Raw genomic sequence first — 20,530 nt, 5'->3', positions numbered from 1 at the left:
GATACCGAGTATGCATACTCAGTATCCATGTCGGTCAGGTACGGGTTGCTCGCGCTGCTTGAGCGCGGGCCGATGCACGGATACCAGTTGCGCGCGGCGTTCGAGGAGTCCACGGGCGGGACGTGGCCGCTGAACATCGGGCAGGTGTACACGACGCTGTCCCGGCTGGAGCGGGACGAACTGGTGCACGCGATGCCGGACGGCGACGACGGGCACCGCGACTACGAGATCACCGACGCCGGACGCGCGGAGCTGGCGCAGTGGTTCGCCACGCCGGTGGGCCGGGCCGACCGGCCGCGCGACGAGCTGGCGATCAAGCTCGCGCTGGCGCTGACCACACCCGGGGTCGACATCCAGGCGGTCGTGCAGACCCAGCGCACCGCCACGGTGCGCTCGCTGCAGGAGCTGACCCGGCTGAAGCCGGCCGACGCCAGGCCGGACGACCTGCCCTGGCGCCTGGTGCTGGACGCGATGATCTTCCAGGCCGAGGCCGAGGTCCGCTGGTTGGACCACTGTGAGGCCAGCCTGGTCCGGTACACCCCACCGCCGGACGCGGCGACGCAGCCGGCAACCGAATCGAGCTGGGAGGTCTCGAGATGACGGTTCTGGAACTGCGCGACGTGCACCGGGTGCACGGCAGCGGCGAGACGGCGGTGCACGCCCTGCGCGGAATCACGCTGGCCGTCGAACCCGGCGAGCTGGTCGCGGTGATGGGACCGTCCGGTTCGGGGAAGTCGACGCTGCTGAACCTGGCCGGCGGGCTGGACCGGCCGAGCCAGGGCTCGGTGCACGTGGACGGCGTCGACCTGAGCGGCTTGGGCAGGCGGGCGCTGGCCACCGTGCGCCGGCAGCGGGTCGGCTATGTGTTCCAGGACCTCAACCTGCTGGCCAGCCTCACCGCGGCGGAGAACGTCGCGCTGCCGCTCGAACTGGACGGGGTGGCCGCCCGCAAGGCGCGGGCGCTCGCCGCGTCCGCACTGTCCGAAGTGGACCTCGACGGCTACGCGTCCCGGTTCCCGGACGAGATGTCCGGCGGTCAGCAGCAGCGCGTGGCGATCGCCCGGGCACTGATCGGCAAGCGCCGGCTGATCCTGGCCGACGAGCCCACCGGGGCGCTGGACTCGCAGACCGGCGAGGCCGTGCTCCGCCTCATCCGGTCCAAAGTAGACGATGGGGCGGCCGGGGTGCTGGTCACGCACGACGCCCGGCACGCGGCCTGGGCCGACCGCGTGGTGTTCCTGCGCGACGGCGTCGTGGTCGACACCGCCGGTCCGCTGGACCAGCCGGACGAGCTGCTCGCGCCGGGCGGTGCCCGGTGAGGGGTTGGCGTGCGGCGCTGCGCATCGCCCGGCGGGAGGCGGTCCGGCACCGGGGGCGCTCGGCGCTGGTCGTCGCGCTGATCATGGTGCCGGTCGCGGCGGTCACCTTCCTGGCGGTCGCCTGGGACACCTTCGAGATCAGCACCGCGCAGCGGGCGCGGCAGCTGATGGGCACCGGGCAGGCCGTCGTGGCCTGGCAGGACGACGGCGCGGTGCGGCAGCTGCCCGAGCACCTGGTTTCGTTCCCGGTCAACGCATCCAGCGCGCCGGCCGGGCCGGCGCCGACCGACGAGCAGCTGCGCGAACGGCTTCCGGCCGCCACCCGGGTGCTCCGGGACCAGTCCGGCGACCTGACCGTGCGCACCGCGACCGGGGTCGGCACGCTCAGCGCCCGGGCGCTGGACTACGCCGATCCGTTGGCACAGGGCATCTTCCTGCCGAAGGAGGGCCGGGCACCGGCGGCCGCGGACGAGGTCGCGCTCACCCCGGCCGCCGCCGAACGGCTCGGCACCGGGGTCGGCGGCACCGTGCGGCTGGCCGAGGGTGACCGGACGCTGCGGGTGGTGGCGCTGGTCGAGGATCCGGCCGACCTGCGGGCCAGCGTGATCGTGCTGCCCGGCTCGTCCGACCTGATCGAGCCGGACCGGCAGGGCCTGCGCTGGCTGGTGGCCACGTCCGCCCCGGTGACCTGGGCACAGGTCAAGGAGCTCAACACCGACGGGCTGCTGGCGGTGTCCCGGCACGTGCTGGAGAACCCGCCGGCTCCGGCCGAGCGGTACGACATGGACGTCTCGATCAACGAGGGAGAGGGGCCCCCGGCGGGCATCCTCACCATGGTCTCCGGTCTGGCCATGCTGGAGATCGTCCTGCTGGCCGGCCCGGCGTTCGCGGTCGGCGTCCGGCGGCGCAGGCGCGAGCTGGCGATGGTCTCCGCGGCCGGTGCCGCCCCGGCGCAGGTACGCCGGATCGTGCTGGCCGACGGCGTGGTGCTTGGCGCGGTGGCCGCGGTGGGCGGGGTCGCGCTCGGCCTGGCCGCGGTCACGCTGCTGCTGCCGGCGCTCGAGCGGTTGGAGAACGCGCGCAGCGACGGCCTGCGGGTGGCGGCCCTGCCGCTGGTGATCGTCGCCGGGCTGGCGGTGCTGACCGGGGTGCTGGCCGCGCTGGTGCCCGCGTGGATCTCCGCGCGGCAGGACGTGGTGGCGGCGCTCGCCGGGCGGCGCGGCGTCGTGCGCAGCCGCCGCCGCTGGCCGGTGCTCGGCGCGGTGCTGCTGGCCGCCGGTGCCGGGCTGGCCGTGCTGGCGGTGGTGCGGGTCGACCCGGTGATCATCCTGGGCGCCCTGATCGTGTTCGAGCTGGGCCTGGTGCTGTGCACGCCGGCCCTGGTCGGTCTGGTGGCCCGGCTCGGGCCGCTGCTGCCGGTCGCGCCGCGGATGGCGCTGCGGGACATCGCCCGCAACCGCACGGCCGCCGCGCCGGCCATCGCCGCCGTGATGGCCGCGGTGGTGGGCACCATCTCGGCCGCCGTCGTGCTGCTCGCGGTGGCCGGGCAGGAGGCGAACGCGGACGCCGGGCAGGTGGGCGACGTCAGCGTCGGCCGGTTCGGTCCGTCCGCCGAGAGTCAGTCGACGCTGCCGCCGAGCGTGGCGGACGCGATCCGCCGGACCATGCCGGTCGAGGCCGTGCACGAGATCAACGTCCCGCTGTGCGGCGGCCGGCGGTGTTTCGCTTTCGCCAAGACACCCGCGGCCAACGCCTGCCCGTACGACCCCGCGACCCTGCGGCGGGACCCGACCGCCGACGAACAGGCCGCCGCCCGGCGCGACCCGCGCTGTGCCGGCGTCGGCGAGGAGCACATCTACTTCGGCGCGATCGGGTCGCCGTTCGGCCTCGTGCTCGTCATCGACGAGGCCGCGGCGGGCGCGGTGACGCAGATCCCGGCCGAGGACCTGGACCGGGTCACCGCGGCCCTGCGTTCCGGCGCGGTGGTCGTCGATCACGAGCGCCTCCTGGACAACGGCAAAGTGACCCTGACGCTCGGGGGGGTCGGCGGCGGCGACGAGCGGACCGTGACCGCGCCCGGGTTCGTGCTGCCGCACCAGCCGAAGGCTCCGATCGCCCTGCTGACCGAGGCGACCGCGCGTTCGCTCGGGTTGGAGTCCGCCCCGCTGGTCGTGCTGGCCACCACCAGCCGGGTGCCCACGGTCGCGGAACAGGACGAGCTCCAGGCGGCGGTCGGCACCGAGTACCAGGTGTACGTCCAGCGGGGCCCCGAGGACGGCGCGCGGGATTTGTTCGTGCTGGCCGTCGTGGCCGGGCTGCTGACGATCGTCACGGCCGCGCTGGCCACCGGGCTGGCCGCCGCGGACGGCCGGGCGGACCTCGGCACGCTGGCGGCGGTCGGTGCGTCGCCGAGGTTGCGCCGGGTGCTGTCGGTGAGCCAGTCCGGGGTGATCGCCGGGTTGGGCTCGCTGCTCGGGGTGGCCGCCGGGCTCGGCGCGTCGTTCGCCGTGCTGGCCGCGCTCAACCAGCGGTTCGCCGGCGTGTGGCCGGAGGAGCCGCTGCTGCCGATCGGGGTGCCCTGGCTGAACCTGGTCATCACGCTGCTGGTGGTGCCGGCGGTGGCGATGCTCGGCGCCGGCCTGCTGACCCGCTCGCGGCTGCCGATCGAACGCCGCCGTTGACATTTGTCGGAACCGGAGCGGAATGGTAGGAGAACAGGCCGGAATCTTATTCCGGTAACCGAATCCGTGATCCGTGTGCTGTACCGATCTTGTTCCGGCCGACCGAGATCTTTCCGGGTCGAAAGTCTCTTGGTGAACGGTTGGCGCGGATCGCAGAATGATCCCCCTGCGGCGTGCGCGGCAGCGCACCGCAGGGCGGCACGACCGGTCGGACTTTGCAGCCGCCACACCGTTTGCTTCGCGCCGGCCGGCGGAGCCGGATCCGGAGGGCGGCATGCCGGAAAGCGCTTCCGAACACCACGGAAGACAGCTCAACCGAGCGGTGGCGATCTTGGAGGCGCTGGTCGAATCGAGTGTGGGGCTCGGGGTCTCGGACGTGGCCAGGCGAACCGACCTGCCCAAGACCACCGCCGCCCGGATCCTGTCCGACCTGGCCGGCGCCGGGATGCTCGAGCGGGTTCGCGAGCACTACGTGCCGGGACTGCGACTGCTGGCGCTGGTCGGCCAGGTCGAACCGGCCGGCGTCCTGGCCCGGCAGCGGGTGATCCTGCCGCAACTGGACCGGCTGCGGGAGGAGACCGGGCTGGCCGTGGCGTTCTCCACCCTGCGGCACGGCCGGGTGCGGTTCGAGGCGGCGCTGTACGTCAACGGTGCGGTCGACCGGGTCTCCCCGGTGCAGCACTGGGTTCCGGCGCATTGCACGTGCAGCGGCAAGGTGCTGCTGGCGTTCACCCCCCATGCCGAGCGGCGCTACCTGCCGGACCGGCCCCAGACGGCCTACACCGCCAGCACGATCACCCATCCACAGGCGCTGGCCGAGGAGCTGCGCCGGATCCGCGACGCCGGCGTGGCGCGCAACGACGGGGAGTACGTTCCCGAGGTCAGCGGGCTTGCGGTCCCGGTGTTCGGGGCCCGGTCGGCGTTGGTCGGAGCGCTCGCGGTGTGCGGAGCGCACAACGACGTGTCGCGGAAATCGGTTTGGTCGGCGCTGCGCCAGACCGCGGTGGAGTTGAACACCCCGGTCCGGTGAACCTGCACCGCCGGCCGGCACGATATGGACGTTTTGACCTTATTGTCAGGTCATGCGAGGCCCGCGGTGACCATGACGGCCCCGGCGATGCCCAGCTCGCCGTTCGTTCCCCGGATCAGCCCGTTCGCCGCCGAGGCCGAGCGGGAGGTGCGGGCCCATCTGCGCCGGTGCGGGCTGCTGCGCTCGCCCGAGGCCGCCCGGTACTACGACACCAGCCGGCTCGGCCGGCTCACCGCCCAGATCTACCCCGACGCCCTGCCCGAGCGGCTGATGCTGATCGCGCAGTGGTTCTGCGTCTGGACGATGTTCGACGACCAGCTGGAGATGCTGCCGGACGTGCGGCCGGCCGCGGCGGTGGACCTGGTGGCCGAGCGGATGATCTCCTGGCTCGACTCGCGCCGCCCGCGCACCGGCGCCGACGGGCCGTTCGCGACCGGGTTCGGCGAGGCCTGGGCCGGCATGCGGGCGTGCAGCTCGGCCGGCTGGCAGCGCCGGTTCCTGGCGCACACCCGGCAGTATCTGGCCGGTTGCCGGTGGGAGGCGGACAACCGGAGCGCCGCCACCGTTCCCGACCTGGAGTCCTACGTGTTCCGCAGGCGGCGGTTCGGCGGCATCCGGGCGGCCATGGACCTGTCCGAGTTCGGCGGCGGCTACGAACTGCCCGGCTGGGTGCACGGCGCCGCGCCGGTCCAGGAACTGCTCGACGTCCTCGGCGACATCGCCCTGTGGGGCAACGACGTGTTCTCCGTGCACGTCGACCGGGAGGAGGGCAACGTCAGCAACCTGGTGTTCGTGCTGCAGCGGCAGCACGCGTGCGACCTGGCCGAGGCGGTCGTTGCGGCGTCGGCGATGCTCGACGAGCGGCTCGCCCGGCTGCGGGCTCTCGAGGACGAGCTGGCCGACTGGTGCGTCTTCCAGCACCTGCATCCGCGGCGGTGCGCCGAACTGGCCCGCTTCGTCGAGGGCCTGCACACCTGGATCAGCGGGAACATCGCCTGGTCGGCGGCGAACAGCCGGTACGTCACCGCCCGGGGACGTACCGGCGGGTCACAGCCGAACTTCCTGCTCGCGCTCCTGCCGGGCTGACCCGGCGCCGGTCCGCGGTTCGGGCAGCATGGTCATCCGGCTGGGCCGGATGGTGGCCAGCGGAACCGGGTGCACCGTCACTCCTGGTGCCGGCCGCAGTCGCCAGCGGGCCGCGATCGTGGCCAGTACCACGAGCATCTCGGTCCACGCGAACCATTCGCCGAGGCACTTGCGGTTGCCGTCCAGGAACGGGATGAACGATCCGCGCGGCCGCGCCTTCTCCACTCCGGGTAGCCACCGGTCCGGGTCGAACTCGTCCGGCCGGGGGTAGAGCGCCGGATCGTGGTGCAGCGCGTAGAGGCTGAACGCCATCTCGGTGCCGGCCGGGATCGCCCACTCGCCCAGCCGCAGCGGCCGCAGCGCCCGCCGGGTGCTGATCCACACCGACCGCTGTCGCAGCACCTCGCACAACACCCGATGGCTGTATTCCAGCGCGTCCAGGTCGGCGGCGGTGACCGGTCGGGTACCCACCACCCGGTCGATCTCCTGATACACCCGGATGCCGACCTCCGGCCGGGTGGCCAGCTCGTACCAGGTCCAGGCCAGTGCCGCGCCGGTGGTCTCGGTCCCGGCGACCATGATGTTCACCAGCTCGTCGAACTGCTGCTGCCGGTTCATGCCGGGCTCGGCGGTCTGCATCAGGTGCACCAGGTCCGGCGGGCGGTCCGGGTCGGCGGCGCACCGCCGCAGCAGCTCGTCGATGATCTGGTGCACGCCCGCCGCGGTCGGGAGGAAGTCGCGGTTCATCGGCAGCGGCAGCCGGCGTACGAAGTCCGGCGCGAGCGCCCGCACCATCGAGGTCCGGATGAGCAACCGCAGCGAGCGCACCAGCCGCTCCTCGGCGTCCGGATCCAGCGCCCCGGAGAACATCACCCCGGTGATCGCCCGGAAGGCCACCCGCATCATCGCCCTGCCCAGCTCGACCGGTTGCCCGGCATGCCACTCGCCGGACAGCCCGAGCGCCGCGTCCCGCATCGACGGGACGTACTCCGCGACCCGCGGCGGGTTGAATCCTGGCTGGATCATCCTGCGCTGCTGGTGGTGCAGTTCCCCCGCCGAGGTGATCAGACCCTCCCCGATGTAGGTCTTGCCCTCCTCGAAGATGCTGCCCTTGTCGCAGTCGTTCGCGTGCACGACGACCAGCTCCCGCAGCAGGGCCGGGCTGGTGACCGCGTAGACCGGCCGGCCACCGAAGTAGATCCGAACCACATCCCCGTACTTCGGCAACGAACGGACGAAGGGGAGCGGCCGAACCAGCAGCGAAGCCAGATGACCGAAGATCGGAACCCGGCCCGGAGCCGTCCGGACCGCGTCGAGGGTGGTGCGCATGACCCATCGAATGTAAGGCCGTCACCCGGTGCTGTCCACGCGAGACGCTCGCGGTCAGCCCTTGATGGCGCCGGTGGTCAGCCCGGCCACGATCCGGCGGTTGGCCACCATGAACATCACCAGCGGCGGGATCGTGATCAGCAGGATGTTCATGAACAGCAGGTTGTACTGGGTGGCGTACTGGCTCTGGAAGTTGTAGAGGGTGAGCTGAACCGTGGCGTTCTGGTCGCCTGGCAGGAAGTACAGCGGGTTGGCAAAGTCGTTGAAGATGACCACCGACTGCACCACGATCACGGTGATCGCGATCGGGCGCAGCAGCGGGAACACCACCCCGAAGAACAGCCGCACCGGGCCGGCGCCGTCGATGATCGCCGACTCGTCCAGCTCGCGTGGGACGGTGGCCAGGAAGTTGCGGAACAGCAGCACCGAGAACGACAGTCCGAACGCGACCTCGATCAGGATCAGCCCGGACATCGTGCGGAACAGGCCGAGCGACTGCAACACCCAGATGGTCGGCACCACGGCCGGCGGGATGATCAGCCCGGCCAGCACCAGCACGTTCACCGGGCCGGTCCACCGGCTTCGCCTGCGCTGCAACACGAACGCCGTCATCGCCGACACGATCACCAGGATGGTCACGCTGCCGACGGTCAGGATCGTGCTGTTGACGAACGCGATGATCAGCATGTAGTCCCGGGCGCGCACCACGTCCAGGAAGTTCTGTACCACCGGAAAGTGGTCCGGCCAGGAGAAGTCCAACCGGCCCGCCTGCTGCCGGTCCTTGACCGCGGTGAGCAGGATGAACGCGAACGGCACCACGAACACCAGCACCGAAACCAGGATCGCCGCGCCGCCGAGCAGGTAGCCCTTCTGTTTCACAGCCGCACCTCCTTGCGGCCGAGGAACCAGGCCAGCGGCAGCACGATCGCCGTCACCAGAACGAACAGCACCACGTTGCCGGCCGTGGACAGACCGTAGAAACCGGCCTGGTACTGCTTGTAGATCACCGAGGCGATCACGTCGGAGGTGAAGCCCGGCCCACCCCTGGTCATCGCCCAGATCAGGTCGAACGAGCGCAGCCCGCCGATCAGCGACAGGATGATCACGGTGACCGTGGCCGGCCGGGACAGCGGCAGCAGCACGTGCCGGAACGTGGCCCACCGGCCGGCTCCGTCCACCCTGGCCGCTTCCAGGTACTCCGGCGGGATGGCCGCGATGCCGGCGATGTAGATCAGCGTGGCCAGCCCGATGCCCTTCCACACGTCGACGAGCGCCACCGACAGCAGCGCGTAGGACGGGTCGGTCAGCCAGCGCGGGCCCTCGATCCCCAGCAGCGCCAGGCTGTCGTTGATCAGGCCCTGGCTCGGGTGCATCAGGATGGTGAACGTGATGCCCACGCCGATCGTGCTGACCAGGACCGGGAAGAACACCGCCGAGCGCAGGTAGGCCCGGCCGATGATGTTCGACGTGAGCAGCACGGCAAGCGGCAGCCCGAGCAAGACCTTGAGCCCGGACGTGACCACCGCGTAGATCACCGTGTTGACCAGACCCTTGACCAGTGCCGGCTCGGCGAAGAACAGCGCGAAGTTCTCCAGCCCGATGAACTCCTGGTCGAACAACGTCCACCGGGTCAGGGCGAAGTAGAACGACACCACGGTGGGCAGCAGGAACAGCGCGCCGTAGACGACCGCGGCCGGCAGGTAGAACCAGTGCGGGTAGGCCGACCGGATCCGGGACCGGGCCGCCGCGGCGGCCCGGCCCGGTCCCTTGACGCTGGTGCGCCGGCTGACCGTGGCGACCATCTGCCTACCAGCCTGGCAGCCCGAGCTGCTTGGCCTGCTTCTGCACGTCCTGGTCGTAGAGCGCGGCGCCGTCGGCCGCGGAGCGGATGCCGGATCCCACCTCGACCGTGATCTGTTCCAGCGCCGGACCCTTCACCGGGGACAGGAACTCCAGTGCCGGCGTGGTGGTGCCGGTGGACTCGAAGTACGGCAGCATGTCCTTGACCGCCTGCGGCAGGTCGCTCGGCAGCTCGTAACCCTTCACCAGGTACGGCCCGGTCGGGGTGTACGCCTCGGTCTGCACCCGGCAGCCGTCCGGGCTGGCGATGAAGGCGAGGAACTTCTTGGCGGCATCCAGCTGGGCTCCCTCCGTGGTCTTGGGAATATAGATGCCGCCGGGGGTCCACACGGTGAGCCCGTTCTTGGCCGCGTCGTCGCCGGGCTGGGCGAAGAACCCGATGTCGTTGATCTGGGCCGCGTGGCTGGCCGTCAGCGCGCCGACGGCGAAGGTCAGGATCGGGTAGTGGGCGCCGGTTCCGGTGGCCAGCTCGCGCAGGCCGTCCTCGTACTTCGCCGCCGCGAAGTCCTCGTTGAGGTAGCCCGCCTCGTGCACGGTCTGCAGGCGCTGGAAACCCTTGAGGGCCGCGGCCGAGGTGGCGTACTTGACCTTGTTCGCGGTGTAGTCGTCGGCGAAGTTCGGCTCGGCCGCGGCGACGTTGTGGAAGTCGCCGAGCACGAACAGCTGCGAGGTCCAGGTGTCCTGGTAGGTCTGGATCACCGGGGCAACCCCGGCGGCCTTTATCTTGGCGTTGTTGGCCATGAACTCGGCCCAGGTCTTCGGCACCTGCAGGCCGAGCCGGCTGTACACGGCGCGGTTGTACAGGATCCCGCCGCCGACCGCGGTGCCGAACGGCACCCCGTAGACGTCCTCGCCGACCGAGACGGTGGGGAAGAACGTCTCCTGGACGTTGTTCAGGAACCCCTCGCCCTTCAGTGACACCAGGGTCTCCTGCGGCTTGAGCGCCTGGAGCAGCGAGCCCGAGTTGTACAGGAACACGTCGGTCATGTCCCCTGTGGACAGTCGGGTCTTCACCACGTTGTCGCCCTCGCCGCCCTGCGGGCGCACCTCGACCTTGACCGTGATGTCCGGGTTCTTGGCGGTGAACTCGCGGGCCAGCGCATCGGCCGGCTTGGTGCTCGCCTCGTTGTTGTCGACCAGGAACGTCAGGGTGACCTTGCCGTCGCCCGCACTGGAACCGAGCGAGCCGGGACTGCAGCCGACCAGGGCGAGCGCGGCGCACACCGGGATGACCAGCGCCAAGCGGCGCTTGGGGAAGGGTTTCATCGAAACCTCCGGGAACTGGACGGGTTCACTCGCCGGCGTGGGCGGTCCGGCCGAGCAACGGATCGAGACGGCTGTGCAGTTCGTCGGCCCGCCGGGCCAGGCCGCCGAGCACCTCGGGCAGCGTGGTGGCCGGCGCGTCGAGGAACCGGGAAACCCGGGCGGCGGCATGGGGTTCGTCGCGGGCGGCGCCCGTTTCGGTGGCGGCGGCCACGACCGCGGCCCAGGTGGGCTCGTGGTCGAGCACGTCGCGCACGGTCGGCTCGGCGGGCAGGGCCGGATCGAGCACCGGATCCGGCACCTGGAAGGCGTGCTCGCCGTGCTCGACCACGACCGGTTCCGGCGCACCGGGAACGTGCACGGTGGCGGTGCTGCCGACCGGCACGGTCACGGTGAGGTGCAGCGTGCCGGCGGTGCGCTGCCAGGACACCGCGGCCGGGCCGTACGGCGTGTGGTGCCGGGCGGACGCGGCGGACAGTCCGGGACCGGGGCGCGGCCGGATGGCCAGCTCGCGGTAGCCGGGTTCGGCCGGGGCCAGTCCGGCCACCGTGCGGTGCAGCCAATCGGCCACCGCGCCGAGCGCGTAGTGGTTGAACGAGGTCATGTCGCCGGGGTTGATGGTGCCGTCCGGCAGCATGCTGTCCCACCGCTCCCACACCGTGGTCGCGCCCATCGTGACCGGATAGAGCCAGGACGGACAGCCGGTCTGCAGCAGCAACCGGTAGGCCAGGTCGAGGTGTCCGGTCGCGGTCAGCGCGTCCATGATCAGCGGGGTGCCGACGAAGCCGGTGGAGGTGCGGAAACCCGCGCCGCGCACCAGATCCGCCAGCCGGTCGCCGGCCCGGTCGCGCTGCTCGCCGTCCGGAAGCAGCGCCCAGTCCAGCGCCATGGCGTAGCCGGTGGCCGCGTCGGTGACGATCCGCCCGGCCGCGGTGGCGTACTCGCGCCGGAACGCGTCCCGCACCTGCTCGGCCAGCTCCGCGTACTGCCGGGCGATCTCGTCCTCGCCGAGCGCACCGGCCGCCGCCGCGACGATGCCGGCGGACCGGGCCAGGCAGGCGGTGGCCAGCACGTCCGGGTCGGTGCGCGCGGCGAACGGGTCGTCCGGCGGCGCGGCCGGGTCCAGCCAGTCGCCGAACTGGAAGCCACCGGTCCAGATCCGGTCCTTGCCAGCCAGGCCCGCGACGTGGTCCACCCAGGCCCGCATGCTGGGCAACTGCCGGCGCAGCAGGGACCGGTCGCCGGTGCGCTGGTAGACCACCCAGGGCACCACGGTGGCCGCGTCGCCCCAGGCCGCGACCGACCGGGGCGCCCCGGGCAGCACGTCCGGCACGACGATCGGGACCGACCCGTCCGGGAACTGCTCGGCGGCCAGGTCGGCCAGCCACGAGGTGAGGAAACCCGCGCTGTCGAACAGGAAGCAGGCGGTGGGGGCGAAGACCTGGATGTCGCCGGTCCAGCCCAGCCGCTCGTCGCGCTGCGGGCAGTCCGTCGGCACGTCGAGGAAGTTGCCGCGGGCGCTCCAGACCACGTTGTCGTGCAACCGGTTGAGCAGCGGGTGCGAGCACTCGAACTCGCCGGTGCGGTGCAGGTCGGTGCCGATCACCACGGCCTCGGCGTCCTCGGCGCGCAGCCCCGGAACGCCGGTCACCTCGGCGTAGCGGAAGCCGTGGAAGGTCAGCGCCGGTTCGAGCAGTGCGTCGCCGCCGGGCAGCAGGTAGCTGTCGGTGGCCGCCGCCGTGCGCAGCGGGCGCACGCCCAGCTCGCCGTTCTCGAGCACCTCGGCGTGCCGCAGCACGACCTCGGCGTCCGGTGCGGCATCCCGCACCCGCAGCCGGATCCAGCCGACCAGGTTCTGGCCGAAGTCCACCAGGGTGGCGCCGGACGGCGCGGTGCGTACCTCGACCGCGGGCACGGTGCCGGTCACCCGGACCGGCGGGCCGTCCGGGGCGACCAGCAGCGTCAGGTCGGTGTCCAGCACGTCGACCGGCTCGGCGGCATCGGTTCCGGCACGCAGGTCGGTGCGCTGCCCGTCGTAGAGGTCGTCGGCCAGGACGCCGCTCGCCCGCGCGGTCCACGATCCGTCGGTGGCCAGGACGTGCACCGCACCGTCCACCGTGGTCACCTCGAGCTGGGCCAGCAGCGCCAGCCGGTCGCCGTAGAGCGCGCGGCCGCCGACGAAGCCCAGCCGGCCGCGGTACCACCCGTTGCCGAGCAGCGCCTCGACGACGTTGTCGCCGGACCGGACCAGGTGGGTGACGTCGTGGGTCTGGTAGCGCAGCCGGTGCGAGTAGCTGGTCCAGCCCGGCGCCAGTACGTGGTCGCCGACCCGCTGGCCGTTCAGCTCGGCGACGTAGACCCCGTGCGCGGTCAGGTAGAGCCGGGCGGCGGCCACCACGCCCGGCACGTGCAGCCCGCCGCGCAGGACGGGGGCGGGCGCCGCGATGCCGCCGAGGGTGCGCGGGCTGATCAATCGCGCCGTCCAGTCGCCGGGCTCGAACAGGCCCGCCTCAACGGTTCCCGGCTCGCTCCACGCGGTCCGGTCGGTGCCGTCGCCGACGCGGACCCGGACCCGGATCCGCTCGCGCGCGGCCAGCGGCTCGCCGGGCCAGGGCACCAGCACCTGTTCGGCGGATGCCACCACGTGGCGCCGGGTGGCGCCGCTGGCCGGGGTCAGCTCGAGCTCGTACTCCCGTTGCCGGAACCCGGGTTCGGCCTCGGGGAGGTACCAGGACAGCCGGGGCCGGCGGTGGCCGATGCCGATGGCCGGCGCCGCATGGTGCTCGAAGCGGAGTCCGGTCGGGGCCGCGGCGGTTGGCATCCTGGCGTCCCTGCCTCTCGTCCTGAAACGTTTCAAGGAGTATCTGGCCCGCCCCGACCCGTTGCTAGCCCGATGTGCACCAGTGGTAGCACGATATTCACTTCGGCCCGATCCGGCCTTAGGGTTGACCGGCATGGATAGCGCACCGGTCGGGAACAAGAACGACCTGCTGTACTTCACCGACGGCTCGCTCGCCTACGCCGGGCACCACCTGCACGATCCCGGACACCACCTGCACACGCACAGCTTCATGGAGATCGCGGTGGTGACCGGCGGCCAGGGCGTGCACGTCTCCCTCGCCGGCCGGGAGCCGGTCCGGGCCGGGGACGTGATCCTGCTGCGGCCCGGGGTCTGGCACGGCTACGAGGAGTGCCGGCGGCTGGACGTGTTCAACTGCTGCTTCTCCACCGGGCTGCTGCACCGGGAGCTGGCCTGGACCCGGGAGGACCCGCTGCTCGGCTACCTGCTCTGGACCGGACCGTACTCGTTGCGGCGCCGGGGGATTCTCAGCACCAGCCTGGACCCGGCCACGCTCGCCGAATGCGCCGGCCACCTGGACGCGCTGGACGCCGTGCGGCACAAGCCGATCGGGCTGCACCGGGGCGACATCATCGGCCGGCTCGCGCTGTTCCTTTCCGCGCTGGCCCGCACCGTCGCCCGGGCCGGCGGCGAGGTGGAGGAGCCCACCGGGCCGACGCATCCGGCCGTGCTGCACGCGATGCGGCTGATGGAGGCCAGTCCGGAGTTCCGCTGGACGCTCGGCGAGCTGGCCACCCGGCTGCACCTCGCACCCGGCTATCTGGTGCGGCTGTTCAAGTCCGCCGCCGGCCTGCCGCCGATCGCCTACCTGGCCCGGCATCGCGCGGAGCTCGCGGCCAGCCTGCTGCTGCACACCGACGAGCCGATCGCGCACATCGCGCACACCGTCGGCTGGCCGGACCAGAACTACTTCGCCCGCCGCTTCAAGGCCCACTTCGGACTCAACGCCTCCGCGTACCGCAACCGGTTCACCCACAACGCCGTGCGCCTCGCCTCCGGCACCATCGTCGCCGGAACCGGGAAGGACGCCGCCTAGGGCACCCAGGGTGGGGAGATCTGCCAGGTGACGTCCGCCGGGAAGCCCACCGCCGACTCGTAGGTGTTCGGACCGCCGTTCGCCGCCAGCCACAGCTCGGCGTTGAAGTGGCGCAGGAACTTGCCGGGGAAGTCCAGGCTGTCCAGCGCCACGTTCGATCCGGTCAGGCCGGGACGGCTGCACCAGGTGGCGTCCCGGCGGTAGAGATCGGAGCCGTCGTTGCCGTCCTTGCGCACCCGGGAGTTCGCGTGCCGCAGGTACTCGCCGGGGAAGTTGACCGACTCGAACGAGTAGCAGGTGGGGTCGGCCAGGCCGGTGGTGATCCGCCAGGTGGCGTCCGCCTTGAGCAGCGCGGCGCTGCCGGCGTCCACGTGCTCGGTGAAGGCCAGCGCGTTCTGGTGCCGGACGTAGCGGTCGGTGAAACCGGGCGTGGTGACCCGCAGAGAGATCCGGGTGTTGACCGGCAACGGTGCGGCCGGCAGCACCCGGGCTCCGGTGAGCAGCGCCCGGTTGGCCGCCCGGACCGCGGCCGCGTTCGTCTTCAGCACCGCGCGGTCGTAGGTGTAGAAGCCGTTGACCTCGTTCTCCACGTCGGTGATCTGGGTGTAGATCGCCGCGGACAGCCCGGTGCGGGACACCAGCCGCTGCACCCCGGCGATCAGGCTGACGTAGCGGTCGGTCAGCACGGTCCCGTTCGGCACCATCTCGACGCCGAAACCGTTGCCCGGGCTCCATTCGTGGCCGGGGACCCGCAGGCCCAGCCCGCCGAACTCGCCGAGCTGGGCGACCCGGGTCGCGCTCGGCCGCTGCGGGTTGCCCGGTCCGACGTAGATGTGGTCGTCGACGGTGTCCCCGTTGCCGCCGTCGAACCCGCAGCAGTTGGAGCCGGAGTTGTTGTCCACCAACCGGGTCGGGTCCATCGCCTTGACCAGGTCGGCGATCCGGGCCGGGTCGTACTCGCCCCAGCCCTCGTTGAACGGCACCCACTGCACGATCGAGGTGACGCTGCGGTGTTGGTCGATCATCTCGCGCAGCTCGGCCTCGAAGTTGGCCCTGGCCGCCGCATCCGGGTTGCGTCCGGTGGTCATGGACGGCATGTCCTGCCACACCAGCAGACCCAACCGGTCGGCCCAGTGGAACCAGCGGTCCGGCTCGACCTTGATGTGCTTGCGCACGGTGTTGAAGCCGAGATCCTTGTGCGCCTGCAGGTCGAACCGCAGCGCCGCGTCGGTCGGTGCGGTGTAGATTCCGTCCGGCCAGTAGCCCTGGTCCAGGGTGCCGACGTGGAACACAAACTGTCCATTGAGGACCGGACGGAGCACGCCGTTCACCATGGCCTTGCCCACCGAGCGCATGCCGAAGTAGCTGGTGACCGCGTCACCGCCGGTCAGCGCCACGTCCAGGTCGTAGAGGAACGGATCGTCCGGCGACCACCGCCGCGCGTTCGGCACCGGCAGCGCGATCTCCGCGTTCACCGCTCCGGTGCCGCGGCTGATCACCGTGCCGCCGGTGCGCACGGTCACCGTCGCGGTGGCGCCCGTGGTGCCGGCCGCCCGGACGATCACCCGGACCCGGTTGCCGGGCAGGTCCGGGGTGACGTCGAGCCGGGTCACCCAGGCGCTCGCGGTCGGCTCCAGCCACACCGTCTGCCAGATGCCGGACGCGGCGGTGTAGAAGATCCCGCCCGGGTTGCGGCGCTGCTTGCCCACCGGCTGGCCGCCGGAGTCGATCGGGGCGAACACGCCGACGATCAACTCGTTGGCGCCGGTGCTGAGCCTTGGCGTGATGTCGAAGGAGAACTTGCCGTAGCCGCCGGTGTGCCCGCCGACCCGGACCCCGTTGACCCAGACATCGGCCTGCCAGTTCACCGCGCCGAAGTTGAGCTGCACCCGCCGTCCGGCCCAGCCGGCCGGCACGGTGAACGTGCGCCGGTACCACATCCGGTCCGAATGCGCCGCGATCCCGGACAGTGCCGACTCGATCGGGAACGGCACCAGGATCGACTGGGCCAGGTTCTGGCCGAACGGCGGCGCCGCCCCGGCCGCGGCCGGCGCGAACTGCCACACCCCGTTGAGGTTCTGCCAGTCCGGCCGGACCAACTGCGGCCGCGGGTACTCGGGCAGCGCGTTGGCCGGGCCGACCTGGGCGGTCCACGGGGTGGACAGCGGCGGGGTCTTCGGCTGCCAGGCCGGCGGCTGGGCGAACGCGGGGGTGACCGAGGCGGAGAGCGCGACCACGACGAGCGGCAAGAAATGGCGGAGACGGGGCATGTCCTCCATTAACCCCCATCGGCTGCCCGGCAAGAAGGGGGGTGTTCTGCCTAGGTGCCCCTGGGTGGTCCGGCGAATTTGTCGGTGCCCCTGGCTATGGTCGCCGACATCCGACAAGCGTGAGGAGAACGGTGATGAGCCATGTGACCGCGAACCAGCCCAACGGCACCCCGACCTGGGTCGACCTGGGCATTCCCGACCTGGACCGGGCAATGGCGTTCTACGGCGCGGTGTTCGGCTGGACCTTCGCGGTGGGTCCGCCCGAGGCCGGGCACTACACGACCTGCCTGCTCGACGGCCGGCGGGTGGCGGCGCTCATGCCGAACCCCGATCCGGGGGAGGCCGAGTTCTGGTGGAACGTGTACCTGGCGACGGACGACTGCGACCGCACCGTCCAGCGCGCCCTCGATGCCGGCGGCAGCGTGATCAGCCCGGCGATGGACGTCATGGAGCAGGGCCGGATGGCCATCGTCCGGGATCCCGCCGGCGGGCAGTTCGGGCTGTGGCAGGGGCGGGCGCACATCGGCGCCGAGGTGGTCAACGAGCCGGGATCCTTGGTGCGCAACGACCTGGTCACCCCGGACCCGGACCGGGCGCGCACCTTCTACGCCGCGGTGTTCGACTTCACCCTGGACCGCAACGAGGATCTGCCCGAGTTCGACTTCACCTTCCTCCGCCGGCCGGACGGGCACGAGGTGGCCGGGATCTTCGGCAACCCGGACGCCAAGAGCACCACCTGGGCCACCACGTTCGAGGTGGCCGACACCGACGCCGCGGTGGCCGCCGCGACCGCTGCCGGCGGAACCGCCGCCGAACCGTCCGACATGATCTACGGCCGGATCGCGACCGTCACCGACCCGTTCGGCGCCGAGTTCTCGGTGATCACCCGCCCGCCGGCCTGACCGTGCTCGTGCTGGGTGGTCATCATCAGCCCGCCGGTCTTCGGGATATGGACCTGGGCCGTTCTTCGGGGTAGAACTGGTCCGTTCGAGAGAGCGCTCTCTCAGCACGTTGCCGGCTGTGCTCGTTGGTTCAATTGGGCTACCGGCCTGCTCTATGCGTGAGAGCGCTTCCACCGCTCAACGGAGAGGGTGAACGGCATGATGATCCAACGGCGTTGGGGCGGCGCGGTCGCGCTCTGCCTGGTGCTGGTGGCCGGCGGGACCACCGCGTCCGCCGACCCGCCATGGCATGGCGGTCACCCCAACCCGGGTCTCGGCCCGCAGGTCACGATCTTCGATCCGAGCATGCCGGTCGCCCAGATCCAGGCGGCCCTCGACGCGACGCACGCCGCCCAGGTGGACAACGAGATGGGCACCGCGCGGTTCGCGTTCCTGTTCAAGCCGGGCAGTTACGGCACGGCGGAGCAGCCGCTGCAGCTCAAGGTCGGCTACTACACCGAGATCGCCGGGCTGGGCGCATCGCCAACCGATGTCGTGATCAACGGCAAGATCGAGGTGTACAACCGGTGCCTTGAGGGCGGCGGCACCAGCAACTGCCTGGCGCTGGTCAACTTCTGGCGCACGCTGTCCAACCTGTCGCTCACGATCAACGCGGCCGGCCAGGACGCCTGCCGGTCCTCGGCGAACTTCTGGGCCGTGTCCCAGGCGGTGTCGATGCGCCGGCTCGACATCAGCGGCGGCACCCTGTCGCTGATGGACTACTGCACGGCGGGCCCGCAGTTCGCCAGCGGCGGGTTCATCGCCGACTCCCGGCTGCCGGCCACGATCAACGGGTCGCAGCAGCAGTGGCTGACCCGCAACAGCGAGCTCGGCAGCTGGTCCAACGGCGTGTGGAACCAGGTGTTCGCCGGAGTGGTCGGCGCGCCGGACGACGCGGCGTTCCCCACCCCGCCGTACACAACCCTGGACACCACTCCGGTCAGCCGCGAGAAGCCGTATCTGTTCGTCGACGACCGCGGCCGGTACAACGTCCGGGTTCCCGCGGCGACCACCGACTCGCGCGGCATCACCTGGGGCGCGGGGATGACGCCCGGCCGCACCCTGCCGCTGTCCGACTTCTTCGTGGCGCGCCCCGGCGACCCGGTGTGGCTGATCAACGCCGCATTGGCGCGGGGCAAGCACCTGCTGCTCACGCCGGGCGTGTACGACATCGCCCGCAGCATCGAGGTCCGGCGGCCGGGGACCGTGGTGCTCGGCCTCGGGCACGCCACCCTCACCGCGGTCGGCGGCGCCGTTCCGCTCGACGTCGCCGGCGTGCCCGGTGTCATCATCGCCGGCGTCACGATCGACGCCGGCACCGTCGAGTCGCCGGTCCTGCTGCGCGTCGGTCAGCGCCACGGCCACGACCACGGCTCCGCCCGCAACCCCACCACCCTGTCCGACGTGTACTTCCGGGTCGGCGGCCCGCACATCGGCAAGGCCGACACCGCGTTGGAGATCAACAGCGACCATGTGCTGATCGACCACACCTGGGTGTGGCGCGGCGATCATGGTGTCGAAGGCTTCACCGACACCGAACGGTGGAACACCAACACCGGGCGGTACGGCGTGATCATCAACGGCGACCACGTGACCGCAACCGGCCTGTTCGTGGAACACTTCCAGCGGTACAACACGGTGTGGAACGGCCAAAACGGAACCACGATCCTGTACCAGAACGAGCTGCCCTACGACCCGCCGACCCAGGCGGACTGGATGAATGGCGCGGTCGAGGGGTTCGCCGGGTACAAGGTGGGAGATCGGGTCCGCACCCACACGCTGTACGGTGGCGGCGTATATGTTTTCAATAGGAACAACCCGACGATTCACACCGAAAACGGGTTCGAGGTTCCCGATCGTCCCGGCGTACGGTTGCATCACATAATGACGGTGAATCTGAGCGCGGGGATCATCGATCACGTGGTGAATGGTTTGGGGGAGGCGGCGGATACAACCCGAATCGGAGCCCCGGTGTACATCGCGGACTATCCGGTGCCATGATGGTTTCCGAATTTGGTGCACCTGGTCGGGGTAGGGTCCGGGGCGGGCCGGGAGCGTAAGGCACCGCGTCTCCTTGTCAAGGGCGCCTTCGGCGTCGCTGCGCGATCGCTTCGCGACCCTTGACAAGGAGCCTCGCGCGGTGCCTTGGGCCACCAAGGGGCAGGGCGAAGCCCTGCCAGATCACCCCGCCCCGCCCCGGACCCATGCACCCAAGTTCCCATCGACGACAAAACCCCCCAACCTTGGCACCCAACCCCGAGCCGAACACCCGGGTTCCCAATGCCATCCCAACACCAGAATCCCCAGCCCCAGCACCCGGGTTACCGACCGCAGCACCCGAACTCCCAGCCCAGCACCCGAGTTCCCAAGTCCAGCGTGCGAGTCGCCAAGCCCGGTCACTGAACTCCCGGCTCCAGTAAGCGAATTGCTAGCCCCCAGCAACCGAGTTCCCAAGTCCAGGACGCGAGTCGTCGGACCCGGCAACCGAATTGCCAACCCCAGCGCCCGAGTTCCCAAGCCCGGGCCCCGCCCTGGCACGGTGGCCACCCCGGGCGTTCCGACGCCGCCGGGTACCCCCGCCAACCCAGCAAAGATGTCTCTGCACCGCACGTCGGAAACCACGCGAATGGCACAATCATGCGTCGAACACCTGATCGAGTGAACAATCTAGGAAACCGTCGAACCGGTCGATAGAATTGCGGGTGTGAGCGAAGTCCAGGAATACCCGGCCCTACGCGGTGCCGAGCTCCCGGCTGCGCTGACAGAAATCTTCACCAGAATGCGCCGGGACTATGCCGCCGCGCTGGACATCATCAACGACATCGCCCACCACCACACCGAATTGTTCACCGGGT

General features: G+C 71.2%; 14 protein-coding genes. 8 read left to right on the top strand and 6 right to left on the bottom strand.

What is annotated here, in order from left to right; all coding sequences use genetic code 11:
- The first annotated feature begins 27 nt into the window (after positions 1-27).
- The 5 genes from VFV67_RS15030 (at position 28) to VFV67_RS15010 (ending at position 6,116) form a co-directional block, all read left to right on the top strand.
- Positions 28-600: a PadR family transcriptional regulator gene (locus tag VFV67_RS15030; RefSeq protein ID WP_326470542.1), complete on the top strand. Its 573-nt coding sequence runs from the start codon at positions 28-30 to the stop codon at positions 598-600.
- Positions 597-1,319, top strand: a complete 723-nt coding sequence (locus VFV67_RS15025) for an ABC transporter ATP-binding protein (protein WP_326470541.1) — start codon at positions 597-599, stop codon at positions 1,317-1,319. The genes VFV67_RS15030 and VFV67_RS15025 overlap by 4 nt, the downstream gene beginning before the upstream one ends.
- Positions 1,316-4,000: an ABC transporter permease gene (locus VFV67_RS15020; protein WP_326470540.1), complete on the top strand. Its 2,685-nt coding sequence runs from the start codon at positions 1,316-1,318 to the stop codon at positions 3,998-4,000. The genes VFV67_RS15025 and VFV67_RS15020 overlap by 4 nt, the downstream gene beginning before the upstream one ends.
- A 322-nt stretch (positions 4,001-4,322) precedes the next feature.
- Positions 4,323-5,030 carry an IclR family transcriptional regulator gene (locus tag VFV67_RS15015; RefSeq protein ID WP_326470539.1) on the top strand — a complete coding sequence of 236 codons (708 nt, stop codon included), beginning with the start codon at positions 4,323-4,325 and terminating at the stop codon, positions 5,028-5,030.
- A 72-nt stretch (positions 5,031-5,102) separates the two neighbouring features.
- Positions 5,103-6,116 carry a terpene synthase family protein gene (locus tag VFV67_RS15010; RefSeq protein WP_326470589.1) on the top strand — a complete coding sequence of 338 codons (1,014 nt, stop codon included), beginning with the start codon at positions 5,103-5,105 and terminating at the stop codon, positions 6,114-6,116.
- Here the strand turns inward: VFV67_RS15010 and VFV67_RS15005 are convergent.
- Genes VFV67_RS15005 through VFV67_RS14985 form a run of 5 tightly spaced genes read right to left on the bottom strand, consistent with a single transcriptional unit; the run spans position 6,078 to position 13,389 of the window.
- The gene (locus tag VFV67_RS15005; RefSeq protein ID WP_326470538.1) at positions 6,078-7,445 is read right to left on the bottom strand and encodes a cytochrome P450; all 1,368 of its coding nucleotides are present in this window, start codon (positions 7,443-7,445) and stop codon (positions 6,078-6,080) included. The two genes, VFV67_RS15010 and VFV67_RS15005, sit on opposite strands and share 39 nt — an antisense overlap.
- A gap of 54 nt (positions 7,446-7,499) precedes the next feature.
- Positions 7,500-8,324, bottom strand: a complete 825-nt coding sequence (locus VFV67_RS15000; RefSeq protein WP_326470537.1) for a carbohydrate ABC transporter permease — start codon at positions 8,322-8,324, stop codon at positions 7,500-7,502.
- Entirely contained in the window at positions 8,321-9,247 is a 927-nt protein-coding gene (locus VFV67_RS14995) for a sugar ABC transporter permease (RefSeq protein WP_326470536.1), read from the bottom strand. Before VFV67_RS14995 ends, VFV67_RS15000 begins: the two co-directional genes overlap by 4 nt.
- 4 nt (positions 9,248-9,251) lie before the next feature.
- Positions 9,252-10,571 carry an ABC transporter substrate-binding protein gene (locus VFV67_RS14990; protein ID WP_326470535.1) on the bottom strand — a complete coding sequence of 440 codons (1,320 nt, stop codon included), beginning with the start codon at positions 10,569-10,571 and terminating at the stop codon, positions 9,252-9,254.
- A 25-nt stretch (positions 10,572-10,596) separates the two neighbouring features.
- Positions 10,597-13,389 carry a glycoside hydrolase family 78 protein gene (locus VFV67_RS14985; RefSeq protein ID WP_326470534.1) on the bottom strand — a complete coding sequence of 931 codons (2,793 nt, stop codon included), beginning with the start codon at positions 13,387-13,389 and terminating at the stop codon, positions 10,597-10,599.
- Between the two features lie 133 nt (positions 13,390-13,522).
- Here VFV67_RS14985 and VFV67_RS14980 point away from each other — a divergent pair, with 133 nt between their 5' ends.
- Positions 13,523-14,464, top strand: coding sequence for an AraC family transcriptional regulator (locus VFV67_RS14980; RefSeq protein WP_326470533.1), 942 nt, complete (start codon positions 13,523-13,525; stop codon positions 14,462-14,464).
- Here VFV67_RS14980 and VFV67_RS14975 read toward each other — a convergent pair.
- The gene (locus VFV67_RS14975; RefSeq protein ID WP_326470532.1) at positions 14,461-16,734 is read right to left on the bottom strand and encodes an AbfB domain-containing protein; all 2,274 of its coding nucleotides are present in this window, start codon (positions 16,732-16,734) and stop codon (positions 14,461-14,463) included. The two genes, VFV67_RS14980 and VFV67_RS14975, sit on opposite strands and share 4 nt — an antisense overlap.
- Before the next feature lie 134 nt (positions 16,735-16,868).
- Here VFV67_RS14975 and VFV67_RS14970 point away from each other — a divergent pair, with 134 nt between their 5' ends.
- Both VFV67_RS14970 and VFV67_RS14965 read left to right on the top strand, forming a co-directional pair.
- Entirely contained in the window at positions 16,869-17,636 is a 768-nt protein-coding gene (locus VFV67_RS14970) for a VOC family protein (protein WP_326470531.1), read from the top strand.
- A gap of 198 nt (positions 17,637-17,834) precedes the next feature.
- A complete protein-coding gene (locus VFV67_RS14965) occupies positions 17,835-19,676 on the top strand; it encodes a hypothetical protein (RefSeq protein WP_326470530.1) in 1,842 nt (613 codons plus the stop codon).
- Positions 19,677-20,530 lie beyond the last annotated feature (854 nt).

This window comes from Actinophytocola sp. (assembly GCF_035762905.1).
Taxonomy (GTDB): Bacteria; Actinomycetota; Actinomycetes; order Mycobacteriales; family Pseudonocardiaceae; genus DASYTH01.
The sequence above is the reverse complement of the archived record's forward strand: the minus strand, read 5'-3'. Positions and strand labels throughout refer to the sequence as shown.

Bases quoted from the DNA above. Each gene is read 5' to 3' on its own strand.
- VFV67_RS14970 (WP_326470531.1), top strand. From the start codon at position 16,869: ATGAGCCATGTGACCGCGAACCAGCCCAACGGCACCCCGACCTGGGTC.
- VFV67_RS15030 (WP_326470542.1), top strand. From the start codon at position 28: ATGTCGGTCAGGTACGGGTTGCTCGCGCTGCTTGAGCGCGGGCCGATG.
- VFV67_RS15005 (WP_326470538.1), bottom strand. From the start codon at position 7,445: ATGCGCACCACCCTCGACGCGGTCCGGACGGCTCCGGGCCGGGTTCCG.
- VFV67_RS14990 (WP_326470535.1), bottom strand. From the start codon at position 10,571: ATGAAACCCTTCCCCAAGCGCCGCTTGGCGCTGGTCATCCCGGTGTGC.
- VFV67_RS14995 (WP_326470536.1), bottom strand. From the start codon at position 9,247: ATGGTCGCCACGGTCAGCCGGCGCACCAGCGTCAAGGGACCGGGCCGG.
- VFV67_RS14985 (WP_326470534.1), bottom strand. From the start codon at position 13,389: ATGCCAACCGCCGCGGCCCCGACCGGACTCCGCTTCGAGCACCATGCG.
- VFV67_RS14965 (WP_326470530.1), top strand. From the start codon at position 17,835: ATGATGATCCAACGGCGTTGGGGCGGCGCGGTCGCGCTCTGCCTGGTG.
- VFV67_RS15025 (WP_326470541.1), top strand. From the start codon at position 597: ATGACGGTTCTGGAACTGCGCGACGTGCACCGGGTGCACGGCAGCGGC.
- VFV67_RS14980 (WP_326470533.1), top strand. From the start codon at position 13,523: ATGGATAGCGCACCGGTCGGGAACAAGAACGACCTGCTGTACTTCACC.
- VFV67_RS14975 (WP_326470532.1), bottom strand. From the start codon at position 16,734: ATGCCCCGTCTCCGCCATTTCTTGCCGCTCGTCGTGGTCGCGCTCTCC.
- VFV67_RS15010 (WP_326470589.1), top strand. From the start codon at position 5,103: ATGACGGCCCCGGCGATGCCCAGCTCGCCGTTCGTTCCCCGGATCAGC.